This window comes from Lelliottia jeotgali, from assembly GCF_016771845.1.
GTDB lineage: Bacteria > Pseudomonadota > Gammaproteobacteria > Enterobacterales > Enterobacteriaceae > Enterobacter > Enterobacter jeotgali.
In genome coordinates, this window is record NZ_JAENMQ010000015.1 from 21,793 (window position 1) to 46,235 (window position 24,443).

General features: G+C 54.6%; 25 protein-coding genes. 8 read left to right on the forward strand and 17 right to left on the reverse strand.

Annotated features, from left to right (window positions below; all coding sequences use genetic code 11):
* The first annotated feature begins 25 nt into the window (after nucleotides 1–25).
* Nucleotides 26–895: a phosphoribulokinase gene (locus JBO43_RS20545; RefSeq protein WP_095283694.1), complete on the forward strand. Its 870-nt coding sequence runs from the start codon at nucleotides 26–28 to the stop codon at nucleotides 893–895.
* 139 nt (nucleotides 896–1,034) lie between these two features.
* Here the strand turns inward: JBO43_RS20545 and JBO43_RS20550 are convergent, their stop codons facing one another.
* Nucleotides 1,035–1,439 (reverse strand): OsmC family protein, encoded by a 405-nt coding sequence (locus JBO43_RS20550; RefSeq protein WP_202674966.1) that lies wholly within the window; start codon nucleotides 1,437–1,439, stop codon nucleotides 1,035–1,037.
* Nucleotides 1,440–1,746: 307 nt separating this feature from the next.
* Between JBO43_RS20550 and crp the strand changes: the two genes are divergently transcribed.
* Both crp and JBO43_RS20560 read left to right on the forward strand, forming a co-directional pair.
* Nucleotides 1,747–2,379 carry a cAMP-activated global transcriptional regulator CRP gene (crp, locus tag JBO43_RS20555; RefSeq protein WP_003852956.1) on the forward strand — a complete coding sequence of 211 codons (633 nt, stop codon included), beginning with the start codon at nucleotides 1,747–1,749 and terminating at the stop codon, nucleotides 2,377–2,379.
* Nucleotides 2,380–2,437: 58 nt separating this feature from the next.
* Complete coding sequence (locus JBO43_RS20560; RefSeq protein WP_103948226.1) at nucleotides 2,438–4,525, forward strand: YccS/YhfK family putative transporter; 2,088 nt, start codon at nucleotides 2,438–2,440, stop codon at nucleotides 4,523–4,525.
* Between the two features lie 53 nt (nucleotides 4,526–4,578).
* Here the strand turns inward: JBO43_RS20560 and argD are convergent, their stop codons facing one another.
* From argD to ppiA, 5 genes are all read right to left on the reverse strand, one after another.
* Entirely contained in the window at nucleotides 4,579–5,799 is a 1,221-nt protein-coding gene (gene argD / locus JBO43_RS20565) for a bifunctional acetylornithine/succinyldiaminopimelate transaminase (protein WP_202674943.1), read from the reverse strand.
* Between the two features lie 86 nt (nucleotides 5,800–5,885).
* Nucleotides 5,886–6,449 carry an aminodeoxychorismate synthase component 2 gene (gene pabA, locus JBO43_RS20570; protein ID WP_202674944.1) on the reverse strand — a complete coding sequence of 188 codons (564 nt, stop codon included), beginning with the start codon at nucleotides 6,447–6,449 and terminating at the stop codon, nucleotides 5,886–5,888.
* Nucleotides 6,450–6,481: 32 nt separating this feature from the next.
* Nucleotides 6,482–7,084 (reverse strand): putative adenosine monophosphate-protein transferase Fic, encoded by a 603-nt coding sequence (locus JBO43_RS20575; RefSeq protein ID WP_095283697.1) that lies wholly within the window; start codon nucleotides 7,082–7,084, stop codon nucleotides 6,482–6,484.
* A complete protein-coding gene (locus JBO43_RS20580; RefSeq protein WP_095283698.1) occupies nucleotides 7,074–7,241 on the reverse strand; it encodes a FicA/YhfG family antitoxin in 168 nt (55 codons plus the stop codon). The genes JBO43_RS20575 and JBO43_RS20580 overlap by 11 nt, the downstream gene beginning before the upstream one ends.
* 106 nt (nucleotides 7,242–7,347) lie before the next feature.
* The gene (gene ppiA / locus JBO43_RS20585; RefSeq protein WP_095283699.1) at nucleotides 7,348–7,920 is read right to left on the reverse strand and encodes a peptidylprolyl isomerase A; all 573 of its coding nucleotides are present in this window, start codon (nucleotides 7,918–7,920) and stop codon (nucleotides 7,348–7,350) included.
* Nucleotides 7,921–8,197: 277 nt separating this feature from the next.
* On the opposite strand from ppiA, the gene tsgA reads away from it, so the two are divergent.
* Complete coding sequence (gene tsgA / locus JBO43_RS20590; RefSeq protein WP_202674945.1) at nucleotides 8,198–9,382, forward strand: MFS transporter TsgA; 1,185 nt, start codon at nucleotides 8,198–8,200, stop codon at nucleotides 9,380–9,382.
* Between the two features lie 4 nt (nucleotides 9,383–9,386).
* Here the strand turns inward: tsgA and JBO43_RS20595 are convergent, their stop codons facing one another.
* Nucleotides 9,387–10,703, reverse strand: coding sequence for a cytosine deaminase (locus JBO43_RS20595; RefSeq protein WP_202674946.1), 1,317 nt, complete (start codon nucleotides 10,701–10,703; stop codon nucleotides 9,387–9,389).
* 240 nt (nucleotides 10,704–10,943) lie between these two features.
* On the opposite strand from JBO43_RS20595, the gene nirB reads away from it, so the two are divergent.
* The 4 genes from nirB to JBO43_RS20615 all read left to right on the forward strand — a co-directional run bounded on the left by nirB (nucleotide 10,944) and on the right by JBO43_RS20615 (nucleotide 15,626).
* Nucleotides 10,944–13,487, forward strand: coding sequence for a nitrite reductase large subunit NirB (gene nirB, locus JBO43_RS20600; RefSeq protein ID WP_103948207.1), 2,544 nt, complete (start codon nucleotides 10,944–10,946; stop codon nucleotides 13,485–13,487).
* Nucleotides 13,484–13,810: a nitrite reductase small subunit NirD gene (gene nirD, locus JBO43_RS20605; RefSeq protein WP_202674947.1), complete on the forward strand. Its 327-nt coding sequence runs from the start codon at nucleotides 13,484–13,486 to the stop codon at nucleotides 13,808–13,810. Before nirB ends, nirD begins: the two co-directional genes overlap by 4 nt.
* A gap of 142 nt (nucleotides 13,811–13,952) precedes the next feature.
* Nucleotides 13,953–15,326 carry a siroheme synthase CysG gene (cysG, locus tag JBO43_RS20610; protein ID WP_095283704.1) on the forward strand — a complete coding sequence of 458 codons (1,374 nt, stop codon included), beginning with the start codon at nucleotides 13,953–13,955 and terminating at the stop codon, nucleotides 15,324–15,326.
* Between the two features lie 126 nt (nucleotides 15,327–15,452).
* Nucleotides 15,453–15,626 (forward strand): DUF4223 family protein, encoded by a 174-nt coding sequence (locus JBO43_RS20615; RefSeq protein WP_095283705.1) that lies wholly within the window; start codon nucleotides 15,453–15,455, stop codon nucleotides 15,624–15,626.
* Nucleotides 15,627–15,731: 105 nt separating this feature from the next.
* On the opposite strand, the gene trpS is transcribed toward JBO43_RS20615, so the two are convergent.
* The 10 genes from trpS to JBO43_RS20665 all read right to left on the reverse strand — a co-directional run bounded on the left by trpS (nucleotide 15,732) and on the right by JBO43_RS20665 (nucleotide 24,441).
* On the reverse strand, nucleotides 15,732–16,736 hold the full coding sequence (gene trpS / locus JBO43_RS20620; protein WP_095283706.1) for a tryptophan--tRNA ligase: 1,005 nt from the start codon (nucleotides 16,734–16,736) through the stop codon (nucleotides 15,732–15,734).
* Nucleotides 16,729–17,490 carry a phosphoglycolate phosphatase gene (gene gph / locus JBO43_RS20625; RefSeq protein WP_095283707.1) on the reverse strand — a complete coding sequence of 254 codons (762 nt, stop codon included), beginning with the start codon at nucleotides 17,488–17,490 and terminating at the stop codon, nucleotides 16,729–16,731. Before gph ends, trpS begins: the two co-directional genes overlap by 8 nt.
* Nucleotides 17,483–18,160: a ribulose-phosphate 3-epimerase gene (rpe, locus tag JBO43_RS20630; RefSeq protein ID WP_095283708.1), complete on the reverse strand. Its 678-nt coding sequence runs from the start codon at nucleotides 18,158–18,160 to the stop codon at nucleotides 17,483–17,485. Before rpe ends, gph begins: the two co-directional genes overlap by 8 nt.
* Nucleotides 18,161–18,201: 41 nt before the next feature.
* Complete coding sequence (gene dam / locus JBO43_RS20635) at nucleotides 18,202–19,017, reverse strand: adenine-specific DNA-methyltransferase (RefSeq protein ID WP_095283709.1); 816 nt, start codon at nucleotides 19,015–19,017, stop codon at nucleotides 18,202–18,204.
* Nucleotides 19,018–19,084: 67 nt separating this feature from the next.
* Nucleotides 19,085–20,377 (reverse strand): cell division protein DamX, encoded by a 1,293-nt coding sequence (damX, locus tag JBO43_RS20640; protein ID WP_103948205.1) that lies wholly within the window; start codon nucleotides 20,375–20,377, stop codon nucleotides 19,085–19,087.
* A 92-nt stretch (nucleotides 20,378–20,469) separates the two neighbouring features.
* A complete protein-coding gene (aroB, locus tag JBO43_RS20645) occupies nucleotides 20,470–21,558 on the reverse strand; it encodes a 3-dehydroquinate synthase (RefSeq protein ID WP_095283711.1) in 1,089 nt (362 codons plus the stop codon).
* A 57-nt stretch (nucleotides 21,559–21,615) separates the two neighbouring features.
* Nucleotides 21,616–22,137, reverse strand: a complete 522-nt coding sequence (aroK, locus tag JBO43_RS20650; RefSeq protein WP_010436374.1) for a shikimate kinase AroK — start codon at nucleotides 22,135–22,137, stop codon at nucleotides 21,616–21,618.
* 298 nt (nucleotides 22,138–22,435) lie between these two features.
* A complete protein-coding gene (gene hofQ / locus JBO43_RS20655; RefSeq protein WP_103948204.1) occupies nucleotides 22,436–23,677 on the reverse strand; it encodes a DNA uptake porin HofQ in 1,242 nt (413 codons plus the stop codon).
* Nucleotides 23,586–23,990: a HofP DNA utilization family protein gene (locus JBO43_RS20660; protein ID WP_165790655.1), complete on the reverse strand. Its 405-nt coding sequence runs from the start codon at nucleotides 23,988–23,990 to the stop codon at nucleotides 23,586–23,588. The genes hofQ and JBO43_RS20660 overlap by 92 nt, the downstream gene beginning before the upstream one ends.
* Nucleotides 23,980–24,441 (reverse strand): HofO family protein, encoded by a 462-nt coding sequence (locus tag JBO43_RS20665; protein WP_202674948.1) that lies wholly within the window; start codon nucleotides 24,439–24,441, stop codon nucleotides 23,980–23,982. The genes JBO43_RS20660 and JBO43_RS20665 overlap by 11 nt, the downstream gene beginning before the upstream one ends.
* Between the last annotated feature and the right edge of the window lie 2 nt (nucleotides 24,442–24,443).

A 24,443-nucleotide genomic window follows, 5' to 3' on the forward strand; every position in this document is an offset into this window, starting at 1 on the left:
CCATCTTTCCAGTCAGGGAGTTGCTATGTCCGCCAGACATCCGGTTATTGCCGTCACGGGTTCGAGTGGTGCGGGAACCACGACCACCAGCCTCGCTTTTCGCAAGATCTTCGCGCAGCTCAATCTGCGTGCTGCCGAGGTTGAGGGCGATAGTTTTCATCGCTTCACCCGTCCTGAAATGGACATGGCTATCCGCAAGGCCCGCGATTTAGGCAAGCACATCAGCTATTTCGGGCCAGACGCCAACGACTTCGGCCTGCTGGAACAGACTTTCCAGGATTACGGACATACGGGTAAAGGTCAGTCACGCAAATATCTGCACACCTATGACGAAGCGGTGCCGTGGAATCAGGTGCCTGGTACCTTCACACCGTGGCAGCCGCTGCCGGAACCGACCGATGTGCTGTTTTATGAGGGATTACACGGTGGCGTGGTGACTCCGCAGCACGACGTGGCGCGCCACGTGGATTTGCTGGTCGGCGTGGTGCCGATTGTCAATCTGGAGTGGATTCAGAAGCTGACCCGCGACATGAGCGAGCGCGGCCATTCGCGCGAAGCGGTGATGGATTCGGTAGTGCGTTCGATGGAAGATTACATTAACTTCCTGACGCCGCAGTTTTCCCGCACTCATATCAACTTCCAGCGCGTTCCCACAGTGGACACGTCCAACCCGTTTGCGGCAAAAACGATCCCTTCGCTGGACGAGAGTTTTGTGGTGATCCACTTCCGCAATCTGGACGATATTGATTATCCGTGGCTGCTGGCGATGCTGCAGGGCTCGTTTATCTCGCACATCAATACGCTGGTGGTGCCGGGTGGCAAAATGGGGCTGGCGATGGAATTGATCATGATGCCGCTGGTGCAACGGCTGATGGAAGGCAAGAAGATCGCCTAAGGTCTGTTGCCGGATGGCGCTGCGCTTATCCGGCCTACATTCAGGCTTTTGTAGGCCCGGTAAGCGTCGCGCCATCGGGCAAAATACCGCAGATGTTGCCTTTGTAGGACGGGTTAGCGAATCGCCACCCGCCAACGAATCAGGCGTCAATCACTTCATACGAATGCGTAATCTTTACCGCTTTTTCCAGCATCAACGCCACAGAGCAGTACTTCTCCGCAGACAAATCTACCGCGCGGGACACCGCGGCATCCTTCAGCTCTTTACCGGTGACGATAAAATGCAAATTGATGTGCGTAAACAGACGTGGCGCTTCCTCACGACGTTCTGACGTCAGTTTCACTTCGCAGTCGGTCACATCGTGACGGCCTTTTTGCAGAATCGACACCACGTCGATCGCACTACATCCGCCAGCGGCCATCAGCACCACTTCCATCGGGCTTGGCGCTTTATCTCCGGAGTTACCGTCCATCAAAATCTGGTGCCCTGAAGCGGATTCGCCAAGGAACGTTAAACCTTCAACCCATTTCACACGCGCTTGCATTTTCATTAACTCCAAAGTTGCATTTTTCAGAACAGATTACGCGTGCGTTACAATTCTCGCAACGGAAGGCGACCTGCATCATGCTGAAGCGAGACACCAGGAGACACGCGGCTAAAGCTATGCTAAAACAGTCTCGATGCTACAGTAATACATTGACGTTACACATGTATGCAGAGGACATCAAACTTTACTGGCTGCAAACATTGTGACAGCCAACTTCCCAGGTACGGGTAAGAATTCGATTGCAACCCCAGAGTCAGGATGCGATTTTGACTCTGAGACAGCTTATAACAGAGGATAACAGCGCATGGTGCTTGGCAAACCGCAAACAGACCCGACTCTCGAATGGTTCTTGTCTCATTGCCACATTCATAAGTACCCATCGAAGAGCACGCTGATTCACCAGGGTGAAAAAGCGGAAACGTTGTATTACATCGTCAAAGGCTCGGTGGCAGTGCTGATCAAAGATGAAGAAGGGAAAGAGATGATCCTTTCTTATCTGAACCAGGGCGATTTCATCGGTGAACTGGGCCTGTTTGAAGAAGGCCAGGAACGTAGCGCCTGGGTGCGCGCAAAATCCGCATGTGAAGTCGCTGAGATCTCCTACAAGAAATTCCGCCAGCTGATCCAGGTCAACCCGGACATCCTGATGCGTCTTTCTTCGCAGATGGCTCGCCGCCTGCAGGTCACTTCCGAGAAAGTGGGCAACCTCGCTTTCCTCGACGTTACTGGCCGCATCGCGCAGACACTGCTGAACCTGGCGAAACAACCTGACGCCATGACCCACCCGGACGGTATGCAAATTAAAATTACCCGTCAGGAAATTGGTCAGATCGTCGGCTGTTCTCGTGAGACCGTTGGCCGTATCCTGAAAATGCTGGAAGATCAAAACCTGATCTCCGCCCACGGTAAAACAATCGTGGTTTACGGAACGCGTTAATTCCGGAAAAAACGGCGTGCCATCGCAAGGTGTCACGCCGTTTTTGTCTCTGACGATTATGTGGCGCAGGCTGATTTATCACCCGGAAGTTAACTACGCACTACGTCAAACCCTGGTGTTATGTCTTCCCGTGGCCATTGGTTTAGTCCTGGGCCATCTGCAACAGGGGCTGCTTTTTTCTCTTGTTCCTGCCTGCTGCAACATTGCCGGTCTGGATACTCCCCACAAACGTTTTTTCAAACGCCTGATTATCGGCGGCTGCCTGTTTGCCGGGTGTAGCCTCGCCGTACAGCTGCTGCTGGCCCGCGATATCCCGCTGCCTTTAATCCTGACCGTGCTGGCGATGACGCTGGGCGTCACGGCGGAGATCAGCGCACTTCACGCCCGCCTGCTGCCCGCTTCACTGATTGCAGCGATATTCACGCTGAGCCTCGCCGGGAATATGCCCGTCTGGGAGCCGCTGCTGATCTACGCCGCCGGCACGCTGTGGTACGGGCTTTTTAACTGGTTTTGGTTCTGGATGTGGCGGGAACAGCCGCTGCGAGAATCCCTGAGCCTGCTGTACGTTCAGCTCGCCGATTATTGCGAAGCGAAATACACCCTGCTGACCCAGCACGCAGACCCGGAAAAATCATTGCCGCCGCTGCTGTCGCGCCAGCAAAAAGTGGTCGATTTAATCAGCCAGTGTTACCAACAACTGCACATGCTGGCGGCCAATAAAAATCATGAATACAAACGCCTGCTGCGTACCTTCCAGGTCGGGCTGGATCTGCAGGAACATATCTCAGTCAGCTTGCATCATCCGCAGGAGGTGCAAAAACTGGTAGAGCGCAGCCACGCCGAAGCAGTGCTGCGCTGGAATGCCCAGACGGTCGCGACTCGCCTGCGCGTGTTGGCGGACGATATTCTTTATCACCGCTACCCGACCCGCTTTACGATGGATAAACAGCTGGGTGCGCTGGAGAAAATTGCGCGCCAGCACCCGGATAACCCGGTCGGACAGTTTTGCGCCTGGCATTTCAGCCGTATCGCGCGGGTGTTGAGAACTCAGCGTCCGCTCTATGCACGTGACCTGATGGCCGATAAGCAAAAACGGCTGCCGCTGTTGCCTGCACTCAAAAGCTATCTGTCGCTGAAATCCGCCGCTCTGCGCAATGCCGCGCGCATCAGCGTGATGCTCAGCGCGGCCAGCCTGATGGGCGTGGCGCTGCACTTACCCAAACCCTACTGGATTTTAATGACCGTGCTGTTTGTCACTCAGAACGGATATGGCGCCACGCGGGTGCGCATTCTGCATCGGGCACTCGGCACGTTCGCGGGTTTGGTGATTGCTGGGGTGACGCTGCACTTCCACGTACCCGATGGCTACACCCTGCTGGGGATGCTGGTGATCACTCTGGTGGGGTATTTGATTATCCGTAAAAACTACGGCTGGGCGATGGTCGGGTTTACGGTGACGGCAGTGTATACCCTGCAACTGCTGACCCTGAACGGCGAGCAGTATATTGTCGCGCGGCTGGTCGATACGCTGATTGGCTGTCTGATTGCCTTTGGCGGGATGGTCTGGCTGTGGCCACAGTGGCAAAGCGGACTGTTACGCCAGAACGCCCATGACGCGCTCGAAGCCGATCAGCAGGCGATTCGGCTGATCCTGAGCGACGATCCTAAAGCATCGCCGCTGGCCTATCAGCGCATGAAGGTCAACCAGGCACACAACGCGCTGTTTAACTCCCTCAACCAGGCGATGCAGGAGCCGGGCTTTAATTCTCACTATCTGGCGGATATGAAGCTGTGGGTCACGCACAGCCAGTTTATCGTCGAGCATATCAACGCGATGACCACCCTGGCGCGCGAGCACACAATGCTGACACCGGATCTGGCGCAGCGCTATTTGCAGTCGTGTGAAATTGCCTTGCAGCGTTGCCAGCAGCGTCTGGAGTACGACGCGCCGGGAGAATCGGGGGATTCAAATATTCTTGAAGCGCCAGAGACGTTAACACACGGTCCGATGAGCACTCTGGAGCAGCATTTGCAGCGGGTATTGGGGCATTTGAACACCATGCACACCATTTCGTCGGTGGCATGGCGTCAGCGTCCGCATCACGGGGTTTGGTTGACGCGGATTTTGCGACGCAAAGAATCGTGATGGTTTACGCCCCGTAGGCCGGGTAAGGCGAAGCCGCCACCCGGCAATTTCCACTATCCCTGAACGATCTTCTTCACCGCACTGGCAAAGCGATGCATGCCGTCGTCGATATCCTGCCCATCAATCACCAGCGACGGCGCAAAGCGCATCACATCTGGCCCCGCATTAAGCACCATCACGCCTTCGTGCGCAGCGGCGTGGAGGAAATCACGCGCGCGGCCTTTGTACTGCGGCTTCAGTTCAGCCCCGACTAAAAGACCCATGCCGCGAATATCGCTGAACACGTCATATTGTGCGTCAATCTGCTGGAGATGCTGCACAAACTGCTCGCGCTTCGCATTCACACCGTTCAGCACTTCCGGCGTATTGATAATATCAAACGCCGCCCCGGCGATAGCGCACGCCAGCGGGTTGCCGCCGTAGGTGGAACCGTGCGAACCGACGTGGAAGGCCGACGCGATCTCCAGCGTGGTCAACACCGCGCTAACCGGGAAGCCGCCGCCGAGCGCTTTGGCGCTGGTGAGAATATCCGGTGTCACGCCGTAGTGCATGTAGGCGAACAGATCGCCGGTACGCCCCATGCCGCTTTGCACTTCATCAAACACCAGCAGCGCCTGATGTTCATCGCACAGTTCGCGCAGCCCTTTCAGGAACTCCGGCGTTGCGGCCATCACGCCGCCCTCGCCCTGGATTGGCTCAACCACCACTGCGCAGGTGTGATCGTCCATCACCGCTTTCACGGCGTGCAGATCGTTAAACGGCACATGGATGATATCAGCCGGTTTCGGGCCGAAACCGTCGGAATACTTCGGCTGCCCGCCCACCGAAACCGTAAACAGCGAACGACCGTGGAAGGCATTATGGAAGGCAATAATCTTGGTTTTGTACGGACTGTGACGCGTCGAGGCGTAATAACGCGCCAGCTTAAAGGCGGTTTCATTGGCTTCGGTGCCGGAGTTCATGAACAGCACACGCTCGGCAAAGGTGGCGTCGATTATCTTACGCCCCAGACGCAGCGCCGGTTCGTTGGTGAACACGTTGCTGGTGTGCCACAGGGTTTCGCCCTGGGTTTTCAGCGCTTCAACCAGCGCCGGATGGCAGTGCCCCAGCGCCGTCACCGCAATACCGCCCGCGAAATCAACGTACTCTTTACCCTGTTGATCCCAAACCCGACTGCCTTTCCCTTTGACCGGGATAAACTCCGCCGGTGCATAAATCGGCAGAATCACTTCATCGAATGTTGCGCGCGTAATTGCAAGTTGTTCAGTTGCCATGTCATGCCCGTCCGTTTTATGTCACATTGATTGTGAAAATATAATCACAAAATATGCATAAAAAATCACAGTAAGGCAATAAAAATTCAGCGATGGAGGAAATTGGCCAGAAGTTCGTGGCCCTGTTCGCTCAGAATGCTCTCCGGGTGGAACTGCACCCCTTCAAGATCCCACTCGCGATGGCGAATGCCCATGATCTGTTGAGTGTCGCTCCAGGCGGTCACTTCAAAGCAGTCGGGAAGCGTAGGCGGGTCAATCACTAGCGAGTGATAGCGCGTGACCGTCAGCGGATTATTCAGCCCGCGAAACACGCCGGTGCCAGTGTGCGTCACCGGTGAGGTTTTGCCGTGCATCACCCGTTCGGCACGCACAATGGTCGCGCCGAACACCTGGGCGATAGCCTGATGCCCCAGACAGACGCCGAGGATTGGCAGTTTGCCGGAGTAATGGCGAATGACATCCAGGGAAATTCCCGATTCGTCGGGCGTACACGGCCCCGGTGAAATGACAATTTTCTGCGGTGCCAGCGCGTCGATATCGGTAAGGCTTATCTCGTCATTGCGCCGTACAATGACCTCTGCGCCCAGTTCACAAAAGTACTGGTAAAGGTTCCAGGTAAAGGAATCGTAGTTATCAATCAGCAGGATCATGGCGGCTCCGGGACAAAAATAGCCGCCCTATTCTACTCAGTTTCCCGCGCTTCGCTCACTACTTTGGCAAAGATGGCGGTAAGCGCGGTCAAATCGCCCATCGCCCCGCTCTGGTTAGCCGCCGCCCATTCGTCCGGGTCGATCCCCCGCCAGCTCAGCTGATAGCCTGCGTGGATTGCCAGTTGCTCAAAGAAGACGCGCTGGGCGATGCCGTTGCCAATGCGGAACGGGTGCAGGACGTTAATCTCACAGTAGTAGTGGCTGAGGCGGGCAACAAACTCCTCACGTCCGAGTCCTGTCAGGTAGCCTTCTTCTTCGAGATCCTGCATCAGGGCGTTGCCCTCTTTTTCGATATAGGCGAAGTGGCAAAAACGAGTATCACCCTGATAGATATCGACTTCACGAATTGCGCCAGCCCAGCTAAAAATATCCTGATAGAGATGTCGATGAATGGCACAGAGATGCGGCAAACCGCGCGCAGGGGGGCCGAGAGGCAACGTGGCAGCACGCAGCGCCGTCAGTTCGTAAGACGCCTGCGCCAGTCGCTCCGCCTGGCGAATACTGAGCACATTGCGCATCACATTCAGGCCGGGATAGAGGTACGGGTCGCGGTCGTCGCCAATTTTATCGCTCATAGTGCCTCCTGAGTTCCTCAAGACGCACTTCAGCTTCCTGCGCGCTGAGCGTGACTAATGGGCTATCGACCCCTTCGAGACGTCGGCTGGCCTGGAAATTGGCATTTCGCTGTTGCTCCCAGAGACGGGACTTTTGTTTATCGGTGAGTTTTTTCACTTAACGCCTCCCTGAATGTGTCCGTTTGCCACAAGTATAAGCAGCAAACTGCGCTTTCGCAGGGAGGAGCAAGCAATGCGGGCGAGAATGCCCGCAGAGGAGAAACTTACGGCAGCACTTTTGCGGAGAGGATAACTACCGGTTTTGTCGGAACATTTTGGTATGGACCGACGTCATGAGTCTGTACCTGAGAAATCTTGTCGGCCACATCCATCCCTTTCACAACTTTACCAAATACCGCATAACCAAAATCACGCTGACCGTGATCGAGGAAGGCGTTATCGGCGACGTTCAGGAAGAACTGGCTGGTTGCGCTGTCTTTGTCCGCGGTACGTGCCATAGAGATGGTGCCACGGGTGTTACGCAGGCCATTGTCGGCTTCGTTTTTGATCGGCGCGTTCGGCTGTTTCTGCTGCATCTGCTCGTTAAAACCACCGCCCTGAAGCATAAAGCCAGGGATCACGCGGTGGAAGGTGGTGTTGTTATAAAAACCACTGTTCACGTAATCGAGGAAGTTTTTCACAGAAACAGGAGCTTTCTGGCTATTCAGTTCCAGCTCAATATTCCCGGCGGAAGTTGTCAGCAAAACATGGGGGTCACCTTTCGCTGCCAGAACAGCAGGAGAGACAGCAGAAAGTGCAAACACAGCTGCGACAGCCGCCAGAGTGGATTTGAGCATGAGAATTCCTTAAGAAAGCGCAGTAAATAAGGCAAGTGTCTTGATTCTAAAGAGCAGTATGGACGGAGGCCAGCCTTTTACCTAATTTTACGAATTTGAAACAGTTGTAACGGTGCAAACAGTTGAATCCCCCGGTTAAAAAGGTGATTTACCTCATAAGAATAACTGCAACGACGATCATAATTTTCAGAAAAGATTTAAATAGATCACTTTAATGACTAAAATCTGCCCGCACTCGGCGCGGTCAACGCGTTTTACGTACTTATACAAGGCAGACATGACTAACAGCAACCGCATCAAGCTCACATGGATCAGCTTCTTCTCCTACGCCCTCACCGGCGCACTGGTGATCGTCACCGGAATGGTAATGGGCAATATTGCCGATTATTTCCAGCAACCGGTTTCCAGCATGAGCAACACCTTTACCTTTCTGAACGCCGGGATCTTGATCTCTATCTTCTTAAACGCCTGGCTGATGGAAATCGTGCCGCTGAAAACGCAGCTGCGCTTCGGCTTTGTGCTGATGGTCGCCGCCGTAGCGGGCCTGATGATCAGCCACAGCATCGCGCTGTTCTCGGCATCGATGTTCGTACTCGGCCTGGTCAGCGGGATCACCATGTCCATCGGGACCTTCCTGATTACCCATATGTATGAAGGCCGCCAGCGCGGCGCGCGTCTGCTGTTCACCGACTCGTTCTTCAGCATGGCGGGGATGATCTTCCCGATGGTTGCCGCCGTTCTGCTGGCACGCAGCATCGAGTGGTACTGGGTTTATGCCTGTATCGGCCTGGTGTACGTGGCAATCTTTATTCTGACTTTCGGCTGTGATTTCCCGGTGCTGGGCAAAAAAGCCGAGCAGAGTGCCGAGCCGGTGGTGAAAGAGAAATGGGGCATCGGCGTGCTGTTCCTCTCCGTTGCCGCCCTGTGCTACATCCTCGGTCAGCTGGGCTTTATCTCCTGGGTACCGGAGTACGCCAAAGGTCTGGGCATGAGCCTGAACGATGCGGGTAAACTGGTGAGCGATTTCTGGATGTCGTACATGTTCGGCATGTGGGCGTTTAGCTTCATCCTGCGCTTCTTCGATCTGCAGCGCATCCTGACCGTGCTGGCTGGCCTGGCGACCGTGCTGATGTATCTGTTCATCAACGGATCACCGGATCATATGCCGTGGTTCATTCTGACCCTCGGCTTCTTCTCCAGCGCGATTTATACCTCGATCATTACGCTCGGCTCCCTGCAAACCAAAGTAGCCTCGCCGAAGCTGGTCAACTTTGTGCTGACCTGCGGCACCATCGGCACCATGTTGACCTTCGTGGTCACTGGCCCGATCGTCGCCCACAGCGGCCCCCTGGCTGCCCTGCACACGGCGAACGGCCTGTATGCAGTAGTGTTCGTGATGTGTCTGATTCTGGGCTTTGTCACCCGCCACCGTCAGCACAACACGGCAGCGGCTTCTCACTAAGTCCCTACGCCCCTTTGCTACCGGCGAAGGGGCTGTTTCGGGTAAAACTCACCTCCTCTCCCCCGCTATCCGTTTGTATCCACGTCTGCGCCAGCTGCGTGGTAGCAATCACTCTTCCCTGACGAATCGACCAGCGCACCGGCACCTGGCAGCGCACCGCTTCAAACCCGCTCTCCGCAGGCAGAATAATCAGGTTCGCCGGATTGCCCTTTTCGATGCCGTAATCCGTCAGGCCAAAGGTTCTGGCGCTGTTATGGGTGATCAGGTTCAGTCCGCTGTCGATTTGCCCGTAGCCCATCATCTGGCAGACGTGCAGCCCCATGTGCAGCACCTGCAGCATATTGCCAGTACCCAGCGGATACCACGGGTCAAAGACGTCGTCATGGCCGAAGCAAACGTTAATCCCCGCCTCTTGTAACTCTTTCACGCGGGTAATCCCCCGGCGCTTCGGATAATCGTCAAAACGCCCCTGCAGATGGATATTCACCAGCGGGTTGGCGACAAAGTTGATGTCCGACATTTTCAGCAGGCGGAACAGGCGCGAGGTGTACGCCCCGTTGTAGGAGTGCATCGCCGTGGTATGGCTGGCCGTGACGCGATGGCCGATACCCGCCTCGTAGGCCAGCATGGCAACCGTCTCGACAAAGCGCGACTGCTCGTCATCGATTTCATCGCAGTGAATATCCAGCGGGCGGTCATATTTTTTCGCCAGCTCGAAAGCGATGTGCAGAGACTGCACGCCATACTCGCGAGTGAACTCAAAGTGCGGAATCGCCCCGACCACATCAGCACCCAGCTGTAACGCCTCTTCCAGCAGTGCCGCACCGTTGGGGTAAGAGAGAATTCCCTCCTGCGGGAAGGCGACGATTTGCAGCGTCACCCACGGCGCAACTTCCTGTTTCACTTCCAGCATCGCTTTCAGGGCGGTGAGCGTCGGGTCGGAGACATCCACGTGGGTGCGCACAAACTGGATGCCGTTGGCAATTTGCCACTTCAGCGTTTTCCACGCGCGGGCTTTGACGTCCTCGTGACTCAGCAGCGCCTTACGCTCTGCCCAGCGTTCGATGCCTTCAAACAGCGTCCCGGACTGGTTCCAGCTGGGTTCGCCCGCGGTCTGGGTGGTATCGAGATGAATATGCGGCTCAATAAACGGCGGGATCGCCAGCCCGCCGCGGGCGTTGAGCACCTCGTAGCTTTCGTCATGCGCGTCGCTCATCGGGGTTACCTCAGTAAATCGGCCATTCTCAATGCCAATTTGCCATAACCCTTCCCGGCCCGGTAACCGAACATTCTGAACGAGCCAAAGCGGTGTTGTCGTCATACCTTTCTCCCGAAAAACGCGGCTGAAATTAAGGGGTACGTCATCTTAATCATTAGCCCCCTAATTTGTATAGAAATTAGACGCTCGTGAAAAGCGTGCTATTTCCGAGACTTATAAAAATCCTGACAAATCAGCAATATACCCACTAAGGAGTAGTTAAAGGCGTATTTGATTTGTATCAATAAGCGCCCCTGCTGAATCGTTAAGGTAGGCAGTAATAGAAAAGAAATCGAGGCAAAAATGAGCAAAGTCAGACTCGCTATTATTGGTAACGGCATGGTCGGCCATCGCTTTATTGAGGATCTTCTCGATAAAGCTGACGCTGCCCAGTTCGATATTACCGTCTTCTGTGAAGAACCCCGTAAAGCATACGATCGTGTCCACCTCTCTTCCTACTTCTCTCACCATACCGCTGAAGAGCTTTCTCTGGTGCGTGAAGGCTTCTACGAGAAGCACGGCGTAAAAGTGCTGGTGGGCGAACGCGCCATCACCATCAACCGCCAGGAAAAAGTGATTCACTCCAGTGCTGGTCGTACGGTTTTTTACGATAAGTTGATCATGGCGACTGGCTCTTATCCGTGGATCCCGCCAATCAAAGGCTCGGAAACTCAGGATTGCTTCGTTTATCGTACCATTGAAGACCTTAAAGCGATCGAATCCTGCGCACGTCGTAGCAAACGCGGTGCAGTGGTCGGCGGCGGTCTGCTCGGCCTCGAAGCCGCAGGCGCGCTGAAAAACTTAGGTGTCGAAACCCACGTCATCGAATTTGCCCCGATGCTGATGGCCGAACAGCTCGACCATATGGGCGGCGATCAGTTGCGCCGTAAGATCGAGAGCATGGGTGTGAAAGTTCACACCAGCAAAAATACCAAAGAGATCGTTCAGGAAGGCACCGACGCGCGTAAAACCATGCGCTTCGCCGACGGCAGCGAGCTGGAAGTGGACTTCATCGTCTTCTCCACCGGTATCCGTCCGCGCGACAAAATGGCGACCCAGTGCGGTCTGGCCGTGGCGCAGCGCGGCGGGATCATGATTAATGATTCTTGCCAGACCTCCGACCCGGACATCTACGCCATCGGCGAATGCGCCAGCTGGAGCAACCGCGTGTACGGCCTTGTAGCACCGGGATATAAAATGGCGCAGGTCGCCGTGGACCACATCCTCGGTAACGAAAATGCCTTCACCGGCGCGGACATGAGCGCCAAGCTGAAACTGCTCGGCGTGGATGTTGGCGGCATCGGCGATGCGCACGGTCGCACCCCAGGCTGTCGCAGCTACGTATACCTCGACGAAAACAAAGAAGTCTACAAACGTCTGATTGTCAGCCAGGACAACAAAACCCTCTTGGGGGCGGTGCTGGTGGGCGATACCAGTGATTTCGGCAACCTGCTTCAGCTGATGCTGAATGCTATCGAACTGCCGGAAAACCCGGACGCCCTGATCCTGCCTGCTCACGCCTCCAGTGGCAAACCGTCAATCGGCGTGGATAAACTGCCGGACAGCGCGCAGATTTGCTCCTGCTTCGACGTCACCAAAGGCATGTTGATCTCCGCGATCAACAAAGGCTGTCACACCGTGGCGGCGCTGAAAGCCGAAACCAAAGCCGGGACCGGCTGCGGCGGCTGTATTCCGCTGGTGACCCAAGTGCTGAACGCCGAACTGGCGAAACAGGGCATCGAAGTGAACAACAACCTGTGTGAGCACTTCTCTTACTCACGCCAGGAGATTTACCACCTGATTCGCGTGGAAGGTATCAAAACCTTCGACGAACTGCTGCAAAAACACGGCCAGGGCTACGGGTGTGAAGTGTGTAAACCAACCGTCGGTTCACTGCTGGCTTCCTGCTGGAATGAATACATCCTGAAGCCAGAGCACACGCCGCTGCAGGACACCAACGATAACTTCCTCGCCAACATCCAGAAAGATGGCACCTACTCCGTCATCCCACGTTCAGCCGGTGGCGAAATCACCCCGGAAGGGCTGGTGGCCGTGGGCCGCGTGGCGCGCGAATTTAATCTGTACACCAAAATTACCGGCTCCCAACGTATCGGCCTGTTTGGTGCGCAGAAAGATGATCTGCCGGAAATCTGGCGTCAGCTGATCGAAGCGGGCTTCGAAACCGGTCACGCGTATGCCAAAGCGCTGCGTATGGCGAAAACCTGCGTGGGCAGCACCTGGTGCCGTTACGGCGTGGGCGACAGCGTGGGCTTCGGCGTGGAGCTGGAAAACCGCTACAAAGGTATCCGTACTCCGCACAAAATGAAGTTCGGCGTCTCCGGCTGTACCCGTGAATGTGCGGAAGCGCAGGGTAAAGACGTGGGTATCATCGCCACCGAAAAAGGCTGGAACCTGTACGTCTGCGGTAACGGCGGGATGAAACCACGCCACGCCGATTTGCTGGCCGCCGATCTCGACCGCGAAACGCTGCTGAAGTATCTCGACCGCTTCATGATGTTCTACATCCGTACCGCCGACAAATTGACCCGTACCGCATCCTGGCTGGATAACCTGGAAGGTGGTATCGAGTATCTGAAATCGGTGATCATCGACGACAAACTCGGTCTGAACGAACATCTCGAAGAAGAAATTGCACGTCTGCGCGAAGCGGTGATTTGCGAGTGGACGGAAACCGTCAACACGCCAGCCGCACAGGTGCGCTTCAAACACTTTATCAACAGCACCCAGCGCGATCCGAACGTCCAGGTGGTGCCTGAGCGCGAACAGCATCGTCCGGCGACGCCGTACGAGCGCATTCCGGTGACTCTGGTGGAGGAAAACGTATGAGCCAGTGGGTAAACATCTGCAAAATCGACGACATCATTCCGGCAACCGGCGTGTGCGCACTGCTCGGTAAAGAGCATGTGGCAATCTTCCGCCCGCGCCACGACGAACAGGTATTCGCTATCAGCAACATCGACCCGTTCTTTGAGGCCAGCGTGTTGTCTCGCGGCCTGATCGCGGAACATCAGGGCGAACAGTGGGTTGCCAGCCCGCTGAAAAAACAGCGTTTCCGTCTCACCGACGGGCACTGCATGGAAGATGAGAGCCATTCCGTGAAGCACTACGACGTCCGCGTAAAAGACGGCCAGGTGCAGCTGAAAGGCTAACGAAAAATGGGAGGTGCAATGCCTCCCGTTATTTTCTGTATCACTTTTGTCGTTACGGGTATGCTATTCGCAAAGCGGAGCGCCCGACTCCGGTCACAATCGCAACTGTTCAGGCGAAAGCCAACTCCTAAGAGGTAATGTCGTGGATCACCTGCCGATTTTCTGTCAATTACGCAATCGTGACTGCCTGCTGGTTGGCGGTGGCGATGTCGCTGAACGCAAAGCGCGTCTGTTGTTAGATGCAGGAGCCCGACTCACTGTGAACGCACTGGCCTTTGACCCGCAGTTTACCCTGTGGGCGCAGGCCGGCATGCTGACGCTGGTTCCGGGCGAGTTTAACGAAACGCTGCTCGATACCTGCTGGCTGACGATCGCCGCCACAGATGACGATGCAGTTAATCAGCGCGTCAGCGATGCCTGTGAAACTCGACGTATTTTCTGCAATGTGGTCGACGCGCCAAAAGAAGCCAGCTTTATCATGCCGTCGATTATCGACCGCTCGCCACTCATGGTAGCCGTCTCATCCGGCGGTACCTCGCCAGTGTTGGCGCGTTTGCTGCGCGAGAAACTCGAATCGATATTGCCCCAACATCTTGGTCAGGTGGCTCATTATGCGGGTCAGCTGCGTTCGCGGGTGAAAAAAACCTTCGCCACCGTGGGCGAACGCCGTCGCTTCTGGGAAAAATTCTTCGTGAATGACCGTCTGGCACAGTCGCTGGCTAATCAGGATCAAAAAGCCATTGAAGAGACTACCGAGCGCCTGATGACTGAGCCGCTAGATCATCGCGGTGAAGTGGTGCTGGTCGGGGCTGGGCCAGGAGACGCGGGCCTATTAACCCTTAAAGGGCTACAGCAGATTCAGCAAGCGGACATTGTGGTTTACGATCGTCTGGTCTCTGATGACATCATGAATCTGGTACGTCGCGATGCCGACCGCGTCTTCGTGGGTAAGCGCGCAGGATATCACTGCGTTCCGCAGGAAGAGATTAACCAAATTCTGCTGCGGGAAGCGCAAAAAGGAAAACGTGTTGTCCGTCTGAAGGGCGGCGATCCGTTTATCTTTGGTCGTGGCGGAGAAGAGCTGGAAACCCTGTGTAATGCGGGTATTCCGTTCTCAGTGGTTCCTGGAATTACTGCGGCCTCCGGCTGTTCTGCCTATTCCGGCATTCCGCTGACCCATCGCGATTACGCCCAAAGTGTACGCCTGGTGACAGGCCATCTGAAAACCGGCAGCGAACTGGACTGGCATAATCTGGCCGCAGAAAAACAGACGCTGGTGTTCTATATGGGGCTAAATCAGGCCGCGACGATTCAGGCAAAACTGCAAGAACACGGCATGGAGGACGATATGCCGGTGGCACTGGTAGAGAACGGCACCGCCATTAAACAGCGCGTCGTAAGCGGCGTCCTGACACAGCTGGGTGAACTGGCACAGCAGGTCGAAAGCCCCGCGCTCATCATTGTTGGCCGCGTCGTCGAACTGCGTGAAAAGCTAAACTGGTTCTCAAATCACTAAAATATCTGCATATTTATACTTCAAAGAGTAGTCCTTAACTGGACTACTCCCCACTTACGCCTGTCGATAACATACCGCCTCCCTCGTAGTACATCCAAAGACGTTTCTCAACAACAAGGAAAGTGTATGTTTAAACTGGCAAAGGCCGCTATTTTAGTTGGCCTGTTATCGACCCTGACGGCTTGCTCAGGTAGCGTTCAAAACACCAAAAACAACTGTACCTACGATTACTTCCTGCATCCAGCGATCTCGATTTCTAAAATGATTGGCGGCTGCGGTGCGGCACAACCTCAGCCGTAGGTCTGTTGCAGGTATAAAAAAACCGGGAATTTCCCGGTTTTTTTATGGGTTCTGTGCGGTTTTCTCGCCGGGTGGCGCTGCGCTTACCCGGCAACAACAAACAGATTACGGCTTGCCGACAAATCCAATCGCTTGATAAACCGCTTTCAGCGTTTCAGACGCGCGCGCACTGGCTTTGTCCGCGCCGTCACGCATCACCTGATTCAGGAACGCTTCGTCATTACGGAAACGGTGATAACGCTCCTGCAGATCGGTCAACATGCCAGAAACCGCGTCAGCCACTTCACCCTTCAGATGACCATACATTTTGCCTTCAAAATGCTGCTCAAGTTCAGGGATGCTCTGACCCGTCACACCGGAGAGGATATCCAGCAGGTTGGAAACACCCGCTTTGTTCTGCACGTCATAACGCACCACAGGTGGCTCATCGGAGTCCGTCACTGCACGTTTCAGCTTCTTAACCACATCTTTCGGGTCTTCCAGCAGGCCGATCACGTTGTTGCGGTTATCGTCAGATTTCGACATTTTCTTGGTCGGCTCAAGCAGAGACATCACACGCGCGCCAGATTTCGGAATGAACGGCTCAGGCACTTTAAAGATATCGCCATAAATAGCGTTAAAGCGCTGAGCAATATCGCGGCTCAGTTCCAGATGCTGTTTCTGATCTTCGCCCACTGGGACCTGGTTGGTCTGATACAGCAGAATGTCAGCCGCCATCAGCACCGGGTAGTCAAACAGACCGGCGTTGATGTTTTCGGAATAGCGTGCGGATTTGTCTTTGAACTGGGTCATACGGCTCAGCTCACCGAAATAGGTGTAGCAGTTCAGCGCCCAGCCCAGCTGTGCATGTTCCGGCACGTGTGACTGTACGAAGATGGTGCTTTTCTCAGGATCGATGCCACAAGCCAGGTATAACGCCAGCGTATCCAACGTCGCTTTGCGCAGTTTCTCAGGGTCCTGACGTGCGGTAATCGCGTGTAAATCCACGATGCAATAGATGCAGTGATAGTCATCCTGCATGTTGACCCACTGACGCAACGCACCCATGTAGTTACCAATGGTCAATTCACCTGAAGGCTGTGCGCCACTAAATACGATGGGTTTAGTCATTTTTCGATTCCTGATGTTCACTGTGCGAAAGCCCGAGTGCGGGCAGTAAATCTTTGAAGTGATCGAACACCACGTCCGGCTCACTCAGCGTAATGGCTTCACCGTAGTTATAGCCATAGGTTAAGCCTACGGAAGGGGACCCTGCCGCTTTGGCCGCCAGAATATCATTACGCGAATCGCCGACAAAGAGCAGCTGTTCAGGCGCTAACGACAGTTTTCCTGCCACCAGTAGGATAGGTTCAGGATGCGGCTTTTTATTTTGTACGTCATCACCACCGACGATCACGGAGAAGTACTTCGCGATGTTCAGTGCTTCCAGCAGCGGGGCGACAAACGGCGTCGGTTTGTTGGTCACCAGCGCCAGCGGCATGCCATTGGAATGCAAGGCGCTCAGGGTTTCGACCACGTCCGGGAACAGGAAGCTGCCCTCTTCCACCGTCTCTTCATAATAACGGTTGAACAGCTTACGCAGGACGCGCAGCTGTTCGTCCTGTGGGATATCCGCATGGTCCACGCCGGGTTTGCCCTGCGCAGCACGCAAAATCGCACGCTCCTGACGCGCCCAGGTCAGGGCGCGTTCCATCAGCACGTCGGCACCGTTACCAATCCAGGTAACTACACGATCTTCACCCGCGACAGGCAACTCCAGCGCATACAGCGCCTGATCCACCGCACTGGTTAAACCCGGTGCGCTGTCTACCAGCGTACCGTCGAGGTCGAACGCAACGCCTCGAATTGCCTGCAACTTATTCATGACTTACCTTTGCCAGTTCACCGCGCATTTCGTCGATGACTTTTTTGTAATCCGGTTGGTCGAAAATGGCCGAACCCGCGACGAACATATCCGCCCCGGCAGCGGCGATTTCGCCAATATTATTCACCTTCACACCGCCATCCACTTCAAGGCGGATGTCATAGCCAGACTCATCAATACGACGACGGACTTCGCGCAGTTTATCCAGCGTTTGCGGGATAAAGGACTGGCCGCCAAAGCCTGGGTTTACGGACATCAGCAGGATGACATCCAGCTTATCCATCACGTAATCCAGATAGCTAAGCGACGTCGCTGGGTTAAACACCAGGCCCGCTTTACAGCCATTTTCTTTGATCAGTTGCAGGGTGCGATCGACGTGCTCGGAGGCTTCGGGATGGAAGGTAATGATGCTGGCACCGGCTGCGGCAAAATCCGGGACGATACGATCGACCGGCTTCACCATCAGGTGAACGTCAATCGGAGCGGTAATGCCGTAGTTACGCAGTGCTTTCAGGACCATCGGACCGATAGTCAGATTTGGCACGTAGTGGTTGTCCATCACGTCGAAGTGGACCACATCTGCACCGGCAGCCAGCGCTTTAGCCGTGTCTTCACCCAGGCGGGCAAAATCGGCCGACAGAATTGAGGGAGCAATCAAAAACTGTTTCATCCGCATCTCCTTGAAATGTGTTTACCGGCGGGCGAAACGGCTCAGGGGCGATAAAGCGCCAGCAGTTCGTCCACCTTTTTACGCGTGCCGCCGTTACTGCTGATGCTGCGCCGCACTTTAAGCTGAATACGATCGTTCGCCGCTTTGTACCACTCGCGGGTATCCGGCGTGTCGTGGTTCGAAATTAACACCGCGATTTGCTTACTGACCAGCTTTTCCGCCATTTCTGCCAGATGCGCCTGCTCTTTCGGGCTAAAACTGTTGGTGTGATAGGCGGTGAAATTGGCTGTCGCCGAAAGCGGCGCATACGGCGGATCGCAATAGACCACAGAATCCGCATTGGCCATTTCCATGCATTTCTCATAGGAGATGCAGTGGAATTCCGCTTTCTGTGCTTTTTCCGCAAAGTGCTGCAACTCGGCCAACGGGAAGTATGGGCGTTTGTAGCGGCCAAACGGCACGTTGAACTCACCCTTCAGATTGTACCGGCAAAGACCGTTGTAGCCATGACGGTTTAGATACAAGAACAACTGTGCTCGACGGAACGTATCCGTGCTTTGGTTAAACTCAGCGCGGTACTGGTAGTAAGCGTCCGGGTTGTTGTTCTCAGGCGTAAAAAGTTTACGCGCCTCATCGATATACTCGTTTGTTTGAGTCTTAACGATTTTGTAGAGGGTAATGAGATCGTTATTGATATCCGCGAGGATATAGCGAGAAAAGTCGGTGTTCAGGAACACCGACCCAGCGCCCACAAAGGGCTCGATAAGACACTCGCCTTTCGGCAGGTGTTTATTAATATCGTCTAGCAGGGGGTATTTCCCCCCTGCCCATTTTAGAAAAGCGCGATTTTTTTTCATGCTGACTAACTGATTACACCTTCTCCGGCTGTGGAAAAAGCTCCGACAGCATCCTGCGCTTTAACCATTACTTCAAATCAGCCTGAACCTGATGAATCGGTTTCGCCCACGGGTTTTTCGCCTGAACATCAGCAGGTAACGCCGCTACTGCACGTTTTGCTTCGTCTTTAGACGCGTACACACCGCTTACCAGCACATACCAGGGTTGTCCGTTGCGGGTCGTCTGATAAACCACATAGTTTTTCAGATTGGATTTTTTCGCCCAGCCGTTCAGATTGTCGTAGCTGGAAGAGCTGCTCAACTGAAGAGTGTAGTTGTTGGAAGGCGCTGATTTCAACGAACCGACGTTGCCCGCTGTTTTACCTGCTGTCGCTGCTCCGGCAGTTGCCGTGGCTGCTGGTGCAGGAGTGGCCGCTGGCGCGGTGGTCGCCGTGGCTTTTGGTGCAGTCGTCGTTGCAGCAGGCGCTTTCACGGCTGCGGTTTCGGTCTGCTTAGGCTGAGCAACAGGTTTCGCTTCTGGCGTTTTCGCAACCGTCTGCGGTTTGGTTTCACGCTTCGGTTCGATGACAGCCTGTTTACGTTCCTGACGCGGCGCGGTTTGGGTCTGAGTCTGACGCGGTTTGGTTTCCGTTGCTGCGGTTTGCGGTTGAGCCGCACCGCCGCGAATCGGAGCCACGGTCGCAGGCTCGGTTGGCAAAGTTGAACTCGCCACCACGTTATTCACCTGATCCTGACTCTGCGGCTGGGTCAGCGCGTTGTTCAGGTCACCCTGGACTTCAACACGCTGCTGGCCTTCAGGCGTAGCAGGAGCCTGGCCCTGAGTTGGCGTCGAGGAAACCGGCGGCAAGGAGACATCCTGCGGGGCATTAGCGGTCTGACCCGCCGTCTGCTCAGCAGAGGTTGTTCCTGGCGCAGGTTGTGCACCATTGGCCTGATCGGCAGCGTCGTTCCCCGAAAGATTAATGCTCTTTTCGGCAGAAGGTGTCTGCTCGTTTGAATTCGTTGACGGTGCTTTTAGCGCAGAACCGATGCCGATAATCAACAGCAGCAGTACGAATACGCCAAGGCCCATCATGATGTACTGGCGGGAAGCCGGTTTTTTGGCTGCCGCTTTACGTTTGCGCGGGCGACGCTCTACAGGCTCTTCGTCCATTGAATCTTCTTCGGACTCATAACCTTCTTCTTCTCGCTCATCACGCGCGTTGCGATTGCGTGACGGACGACGATCGTCTGCATCCAAATCAACATCGTCAAAGTTGATTTGCGGCTCGTTATCACGTTCTGAAGATTGACGAGAACGACCAGTACGACGATCGCTGGGATCGGGTTTCAGCTCGTCTTCTGGTTTGAATTCATCCATTTAACACCCCACTCAAAGGCTCATGCTTACGACGTTGCATTGCACCTGAATCTAAATAGCTACCTTTGACAGTAGCCAGACCTTTCTAGTTGTTACGCCTGCTGGCAATCAGCAATCGCGCCAAGAACCACTTCATGCGACACTCCGCCGCGCACTTCACTCTTCCCTATTGCCAGCGGGAGAACTAAACGCATCTCGCCAGCCAATACTTTTTTATCACGCATCATGTGGGGTAAATACGCCTGCGAAGACATTTCGCGTGGGCCCGTCACGGGTAAACCCGCACGTTCCAGCAGCGTGATGATGCGTTGAGTCTCTTCTTTGGTGAACTGACCCAAACGTTCAGATGTGCGAGCGGCCATGACCATGCCCGCAGCGACGGCTTCGCCGTGAAGCCAGTTGCCGTAGCCCATTTCGGCTTCGATCGCGTGACCGAACGTATGCCCCAGATTCAGTAAAGCACGTAAGCCAGTTTCCCGCTCGTCTGCTGCAACGACTTCGGCTTTCAGCTCACAACAACGGCGGATGCAATATGCCAGTGCCTGACCGTCAAGGTTAAGCAGCGCATCCATATTCTCTTCCAGCCAGATGAAAAATTCACTGTCCAGAATAATGCCGTATTTGATCACTTCAGCGAGGCCAGACGCCAGCTCGCGTTTTGGCAGGGTTTGCAGACAGTCGAGATCCACCACCACCGAAGCGGGCTGGTAGAAGGCGCCAATCATATTTTTGCCAAGCGGGTGATTGACGGCCGTTTTGCCGCCAACAGAGGAGTCGACTTGCGATAATAACGTGGTAGGAATTTGAATAAAACGAACACCACGCTGATAACTTGCCGCGGCAAAACCCGTCAGATCGCCAACAACACCACCGCCCAGGGCAAGTAGTGTCGTATCGCGACCATGCGGTTTTTGCAGTAATGCGGTAAAGACGGTATCAAGTACCGCCAGGCTTTTATACTGCTCGCCATCAGGCAGAATCACACTGTCGACCTTCACACCTGCCTGTTCCAGCAGATGACGAATTTTGTCGAGATAAAGCGGAGCCAAAGTCTCGTTGGTGACAAGCATAGCCTGATCACCCGCTTTCAGTGGTAAGAAGGAAGCTGGATCGTTAAACAAGCCAGCCGCGATGGTGATAGGGTAACTACGTTCCCCGAGAGTAACTGTAATCCTCTCCATGACGCGACATCCACCTTAAATGCTTATACCCGTGGGCGAGTGTATATAAAGCCAGAATCAGTTGCTTTCCAGCATATGAATAATCTGGTTTGCAACTACTTTAGCGCTTTGATCGTCGGTACGAATGGTCACATCAGCAATCTCTTCGTACAGTGGATTGCGTTCACCGGCCAATGCTTCCAGAACTTCACGTGGAGGCGTTTCAACCTGCAGTAACGGACGCTTTTTATCGCGCTGTGTACGTGCCAGCTGTTTTTCTATGGTCGTCTCAAGATAGACCACAACGCCACGGGCGGAGAGACGGTTACGGGTTTCGCGAGATTTTACAGAACCACCGCCAGTCGCCAGCACGATGCCCTGTTTTTCCGTAAGTTCATTGATAACTTTTTCTTCACGGTCACGGAAACCTTCTTCGCCTTCTACATCGAAGACCCAGCCCACATCAGCTCCGGTTCGTTTCTCAATCTCTTGATCAGAATCGTAAAATTCCATATTGAGTTGTTGAGCCAACTGGCGCCCAATAGTGCTTTTTCCGGCACCCATAGGCCCAACCAGAAAGATATTGCGTTTCTCTGCCATTTTTTCGGTACTACTAAGACTATTCGTTAATGGTAATCCCCGCTGCGCAAACACACAGCGTAGCAGGACATGAACTGAAACCTCATATGCGATAGTGCGAGAGTCAGACTAAAAATTATCTCAGTAGTCCTGCTTGTTTGGCAACTGAATTAAATCACCACACCAGATGCTTAAGGCAACAAGAGGTAAGATTAGGAGAAGCTGAAACTCAAATCGGTACTCCTTGTATGCTAATTCATGCCCCACGTCAAACATCTGCAACAAACTGAACGCAAAATCCTCGCGGGGATCGTGACCATTATTGAATACTAATCAGACGTGGGGTGATGAATACCACCAGCTCGCGCCGCTCATTATCCTTCCCGTCATGGCGAAAAAGTTGCCCAACCCAGGGAAGACGACCGAGGCCAGGAATGCTGTCACTGCCTGTTTTGTTCTTTTGCGAGAAAATACCGCCCAGCGCCAGTGTTTCACCACTTTTAACTTCAACCTGAGTTTCAATTTCCTGCTTATCGATAGCCAGCGTTTCGCCATCCGCCTGCTGTAAAACCTGCCCAGGCATGTTTTCACTGATGTGCAGCTTGAGCCGCACCCGACCATTCGGTAACACCACGGGCGTGACCTCCATTCCGAGAACCGCTTCTTTAAACTCCACCGACGTTGCTCCACTTTCACCGCTGGAAACCTGATACGGAATTTCGCTGCCCTGCTTGATACTGGCGGGCTGCATATGCGAGGCCAGCAGCCGGGGGCTGGCGATGATCTCTAACTGCTGCTTTTGTTCCAGCGCAGACAATTCCAGATCCAAAAGCCTGCCGTCAATTCGACCAATATTGAATCCTAAATGCGTCGTCGCGTTAGCCACGGAAAGATCAGCACCTAGCGTGGTGATTTGCCCAGGCGAACCGGTGCTTTGCGCTTCTGCCAAATTCCATTTCACACCCAGCTCGCGCAGACTTTTTTCATTGATCGTGACGATATGTGCTTCCAGCTCCACCTGTGCGACGGGTAAATCCATCAACTCTGCCCAGTGCTGAAGGGCATCCAGGACGGGGGGAATATCACGCACCAGAATGCGATTCGTGCGTTTGTCCACGGAGAGACTTCCCTTTGGACTGAGCTGTTTTTCAGCCGCTTTCTGTAATTCGCTTGCGTCGGCGTAGGCAAGAGACAGCGTGCGCGAGGCCAAGGGTACATTCAGCTTCAGGCGTGTTTGCTCTTCTTCTTTTTGCGTCTGCTGTTCACGCTGCCAGGAGGCGGTATTCACATAAAAAATACCGCCCTCTTCTCGCAATATCAGCCCGGCGCTCGTCGCGACGATTTGCAGCGCCTGCCGCCACGGTACATGCGTCAAATGCAGCGACAGCGTGCCGGTGACATCGGGCGAAACAATCAGATTGCGGTTTTCCAGCTCCACCAGCGACTGTAAAATCTGCGTCACCGGTACGTCATCCACCGCCAGCGTGACGGGTTTCGGCGCGGTGGCCTGCGTCGGCAGGCTGAACATCACCAGCAGAACCCCTATTTTTGCGATTTTCATTGTTCGTTCCTTCTCGTTGCCATCGCCACTCCTTCGGCTCACACTCTTCACCAAGCCCGACGACCATTTCCATTTCATTGACAGCGAGCACGAGCCAACCCGCAGGCAGCTTTTCTTGCTGCCTGACGCGATGCCAGCGCTGCTGTTCATCTTTAACGATACCGACAGAATTTCCGTTTTCGATTAGCCCTTGATATCGCCAGTGCGCTAACGTTCCTGCTGAACAGCGATCGTCCGGCGGATGGAAGGGGTCGCGCATTCCGGTGATAAAAATCAGAGAACAGATCAGCAAACAGCGCAGTTCAGTTCGCATTGGAACTCTCCAGTTGTACAACCAGTCGCAGAGTCGACTCTCCTGGCACCACAGAAAACGCGCTGACGTCCATCCCGCACCGTGCAAGCCGCTCAAACACATTGGGGATCTGCATCCAGTCAGCATCCAGCGTTAACGCGCCGCCCTTTGCCTCGGGTAGCCAGTGCACCAGACGCACACCACCGGCCTGGAAATCCAGCGGCGAAAAGGGCATAGAGGCCTGAGCAGTAGGCTCTGACTGTGCGAGCGGTGGCTGCGCCGCATCCACCCACAGTGCCGTTTGGGCGGAATACAGCTGGTTTCGTTTTGCCTCGAGTTGCAACAGCGGCTGAATAGTCGGGCGGACCAGCACCAGATAGGTCCCTAAAAACATCAGGCAAGAGCCCAGGCTCCAGCACAGAAAGCGTGTCCGCAGGTGAAGCGAATACCAGCGTTCATGGAGGATGTGCACAT

What these genes read in the sequence shown, in the direction of transcription:
- JBO43_RS20545 (WP_095283694.1), top strand. Translation starts at nt 26, where the DNA reads ATGTCCGCCAGACATCCGGTTATTGCCGTCACGGGTTCGAGTGGTGCG.
- JBO43_RS20550 (WP_202674966.1), bottom strand. Translation starts at nt 1,439, where the DNA reads ATGCAAGCGCGTGTGAAATGGGTTGAAGGTTTAACGTTCCTTGGCGAA.
- crp (WP_003852956.1), top strand. Translation starts at nt 1,747, where the DNA reads ATGGTGCTTGGCAAACCGCAAACAGACCCGACTCTCGAATGGTTCTTG.
- JBO43_RS20560 (WP_103948226.1), top strand. Translation starts at nt 2,438, where the DNA reads ATGTGGCGCAGGCTGATTTATCACCCGGAAGTTAACTACGCACTACGT.
- argD (WP_202674943.1), bottom strand. Translation starts at nt 5,799, where the DNA reads ATGGCAACTGAACAACTTGCAATTACGCGCGCAACATTCGATGAAGTG.
- pabA (WP_202674944.1), bottom strand. Translation starts at nt 6,449, where the DNA reads ATGATCCTGCTGATTGATAACTACGATTCCTTTACCTGGAACCTTTAC.
- JBO43_RS20575 (WP_095283697.1), bottom strand. Translation starts at nt 7,084, where the DNA reads ATGAGCGATAAAATTGGCGACGACCGCGACCCGTACCTCTATCCCGGC.
- ppiA (WP_095283699.1), bottom strand. Translation starts at nt 7,920, where the DNA reads ATGCTCAAATCCACTCTGGCGGCTGTCGCAGCTGTGTTTGCACTTTCT.
- tsgA (WP_202674945.1), top strand. Translation starts at nt 8,198, where the DNA reads ATGACTAACAGCAACCGCATCAAGCTCACATGGATCAGCTTCTTCTCC.
- JBO43_RS20595 (WP_202674946.1), bottom strand. Translation starts at nt 10,703, where the DNA reads ATGACGACAACACCGCTTTGGCTCGTTCAGAATGTTCGGTTACCGGGC.
- nirB (WP_103948207.1), top strand. Translation starts at nt 10,944, where the DNA reads ATGAGCAAAGTCAGACTCGCTATTATTGGTAACGGCATGGTCGGCCAT.
- nirD (WP_202674947.1), top strand. Translation starts at nt 13,484, where the DNA reads ATGAGCCAGTGGGTAAACATCTGCAAAATCGACGACATCATTCCGGCA.
- JBO43_RS20615 (WP_095283705.1), top strand. Translation starts at nt 15,453, where the DNA reads ATGTTTAAACTGGCAAAGGCCGCTATTTTAGTTGGCCTGTTATCGACC.
- trpS (WP_095283706.1), bottom strand. Translation starts at nt 16,736, where the DNA reads ATGACTAAACCCATCGTATTTAGTGGCGCACAGCCTTCAGGTGAATTG.
- gph (WP_095283707.1), bottom strand. Translation starts at nt 17,490, where the DNA reads ATGAATAAGTTGCAGGCAATTCGAGGCGTTGCGTTCGACCTCGACGGT.
- rpe (WP_095283708.1), bottom strand. Translation starts at nt 18,160, where the DNA reads ATGAAACAGTTTTTGATTGCTCCCTCAATTCTGTCGGCCGATTTTGCC.
- dam (WP_095283709.1), bottom strand. Translation starts at nt 19,017, where the DNA reads ATGAAAAAAAATCGCGCTTTTCTAAAATGGGCAGGGGGGAAATACCCC.
- damX (WP_103948205.1), bottom strand. Translation starts at nt 20,377, where the DNA reads ATGGATGAATTCAAACCAGAAGACGAGCTGAAACCCGATCCCAGCGAT.
- aroB (WP_095283711.1), bottom strand. Translation starts at nt 21,558, where the DNA reads ATGGAGAGGATTACAGTTACTCTCGGGGAACGTAGTTACCCTATCACC.
- aroK (WP_010436374.1), bottom strand. Translation starts at nt 22,137, where the DNA reads ATGGCAGAGAAACGCAATATCTTTCTGGTTGGGCCTATGGGTGCCGGA.
- hofQ (WP_103948204.1), bottom strand. Translation starts at nt 23,677, where the DNA reads ATGAAAATCGCAAAAATAGGGGTTCTGCTGGTGATGTTCAGCCTGCCG.
- JBO43_RS20660 (WP_165790655.1), bottom strand. Translation starts at nt 23,990, where the DNA reads ATGCGAACTGAACTGCGCTGTTTGCTGATCTGTTCTCTGATTTTTATC.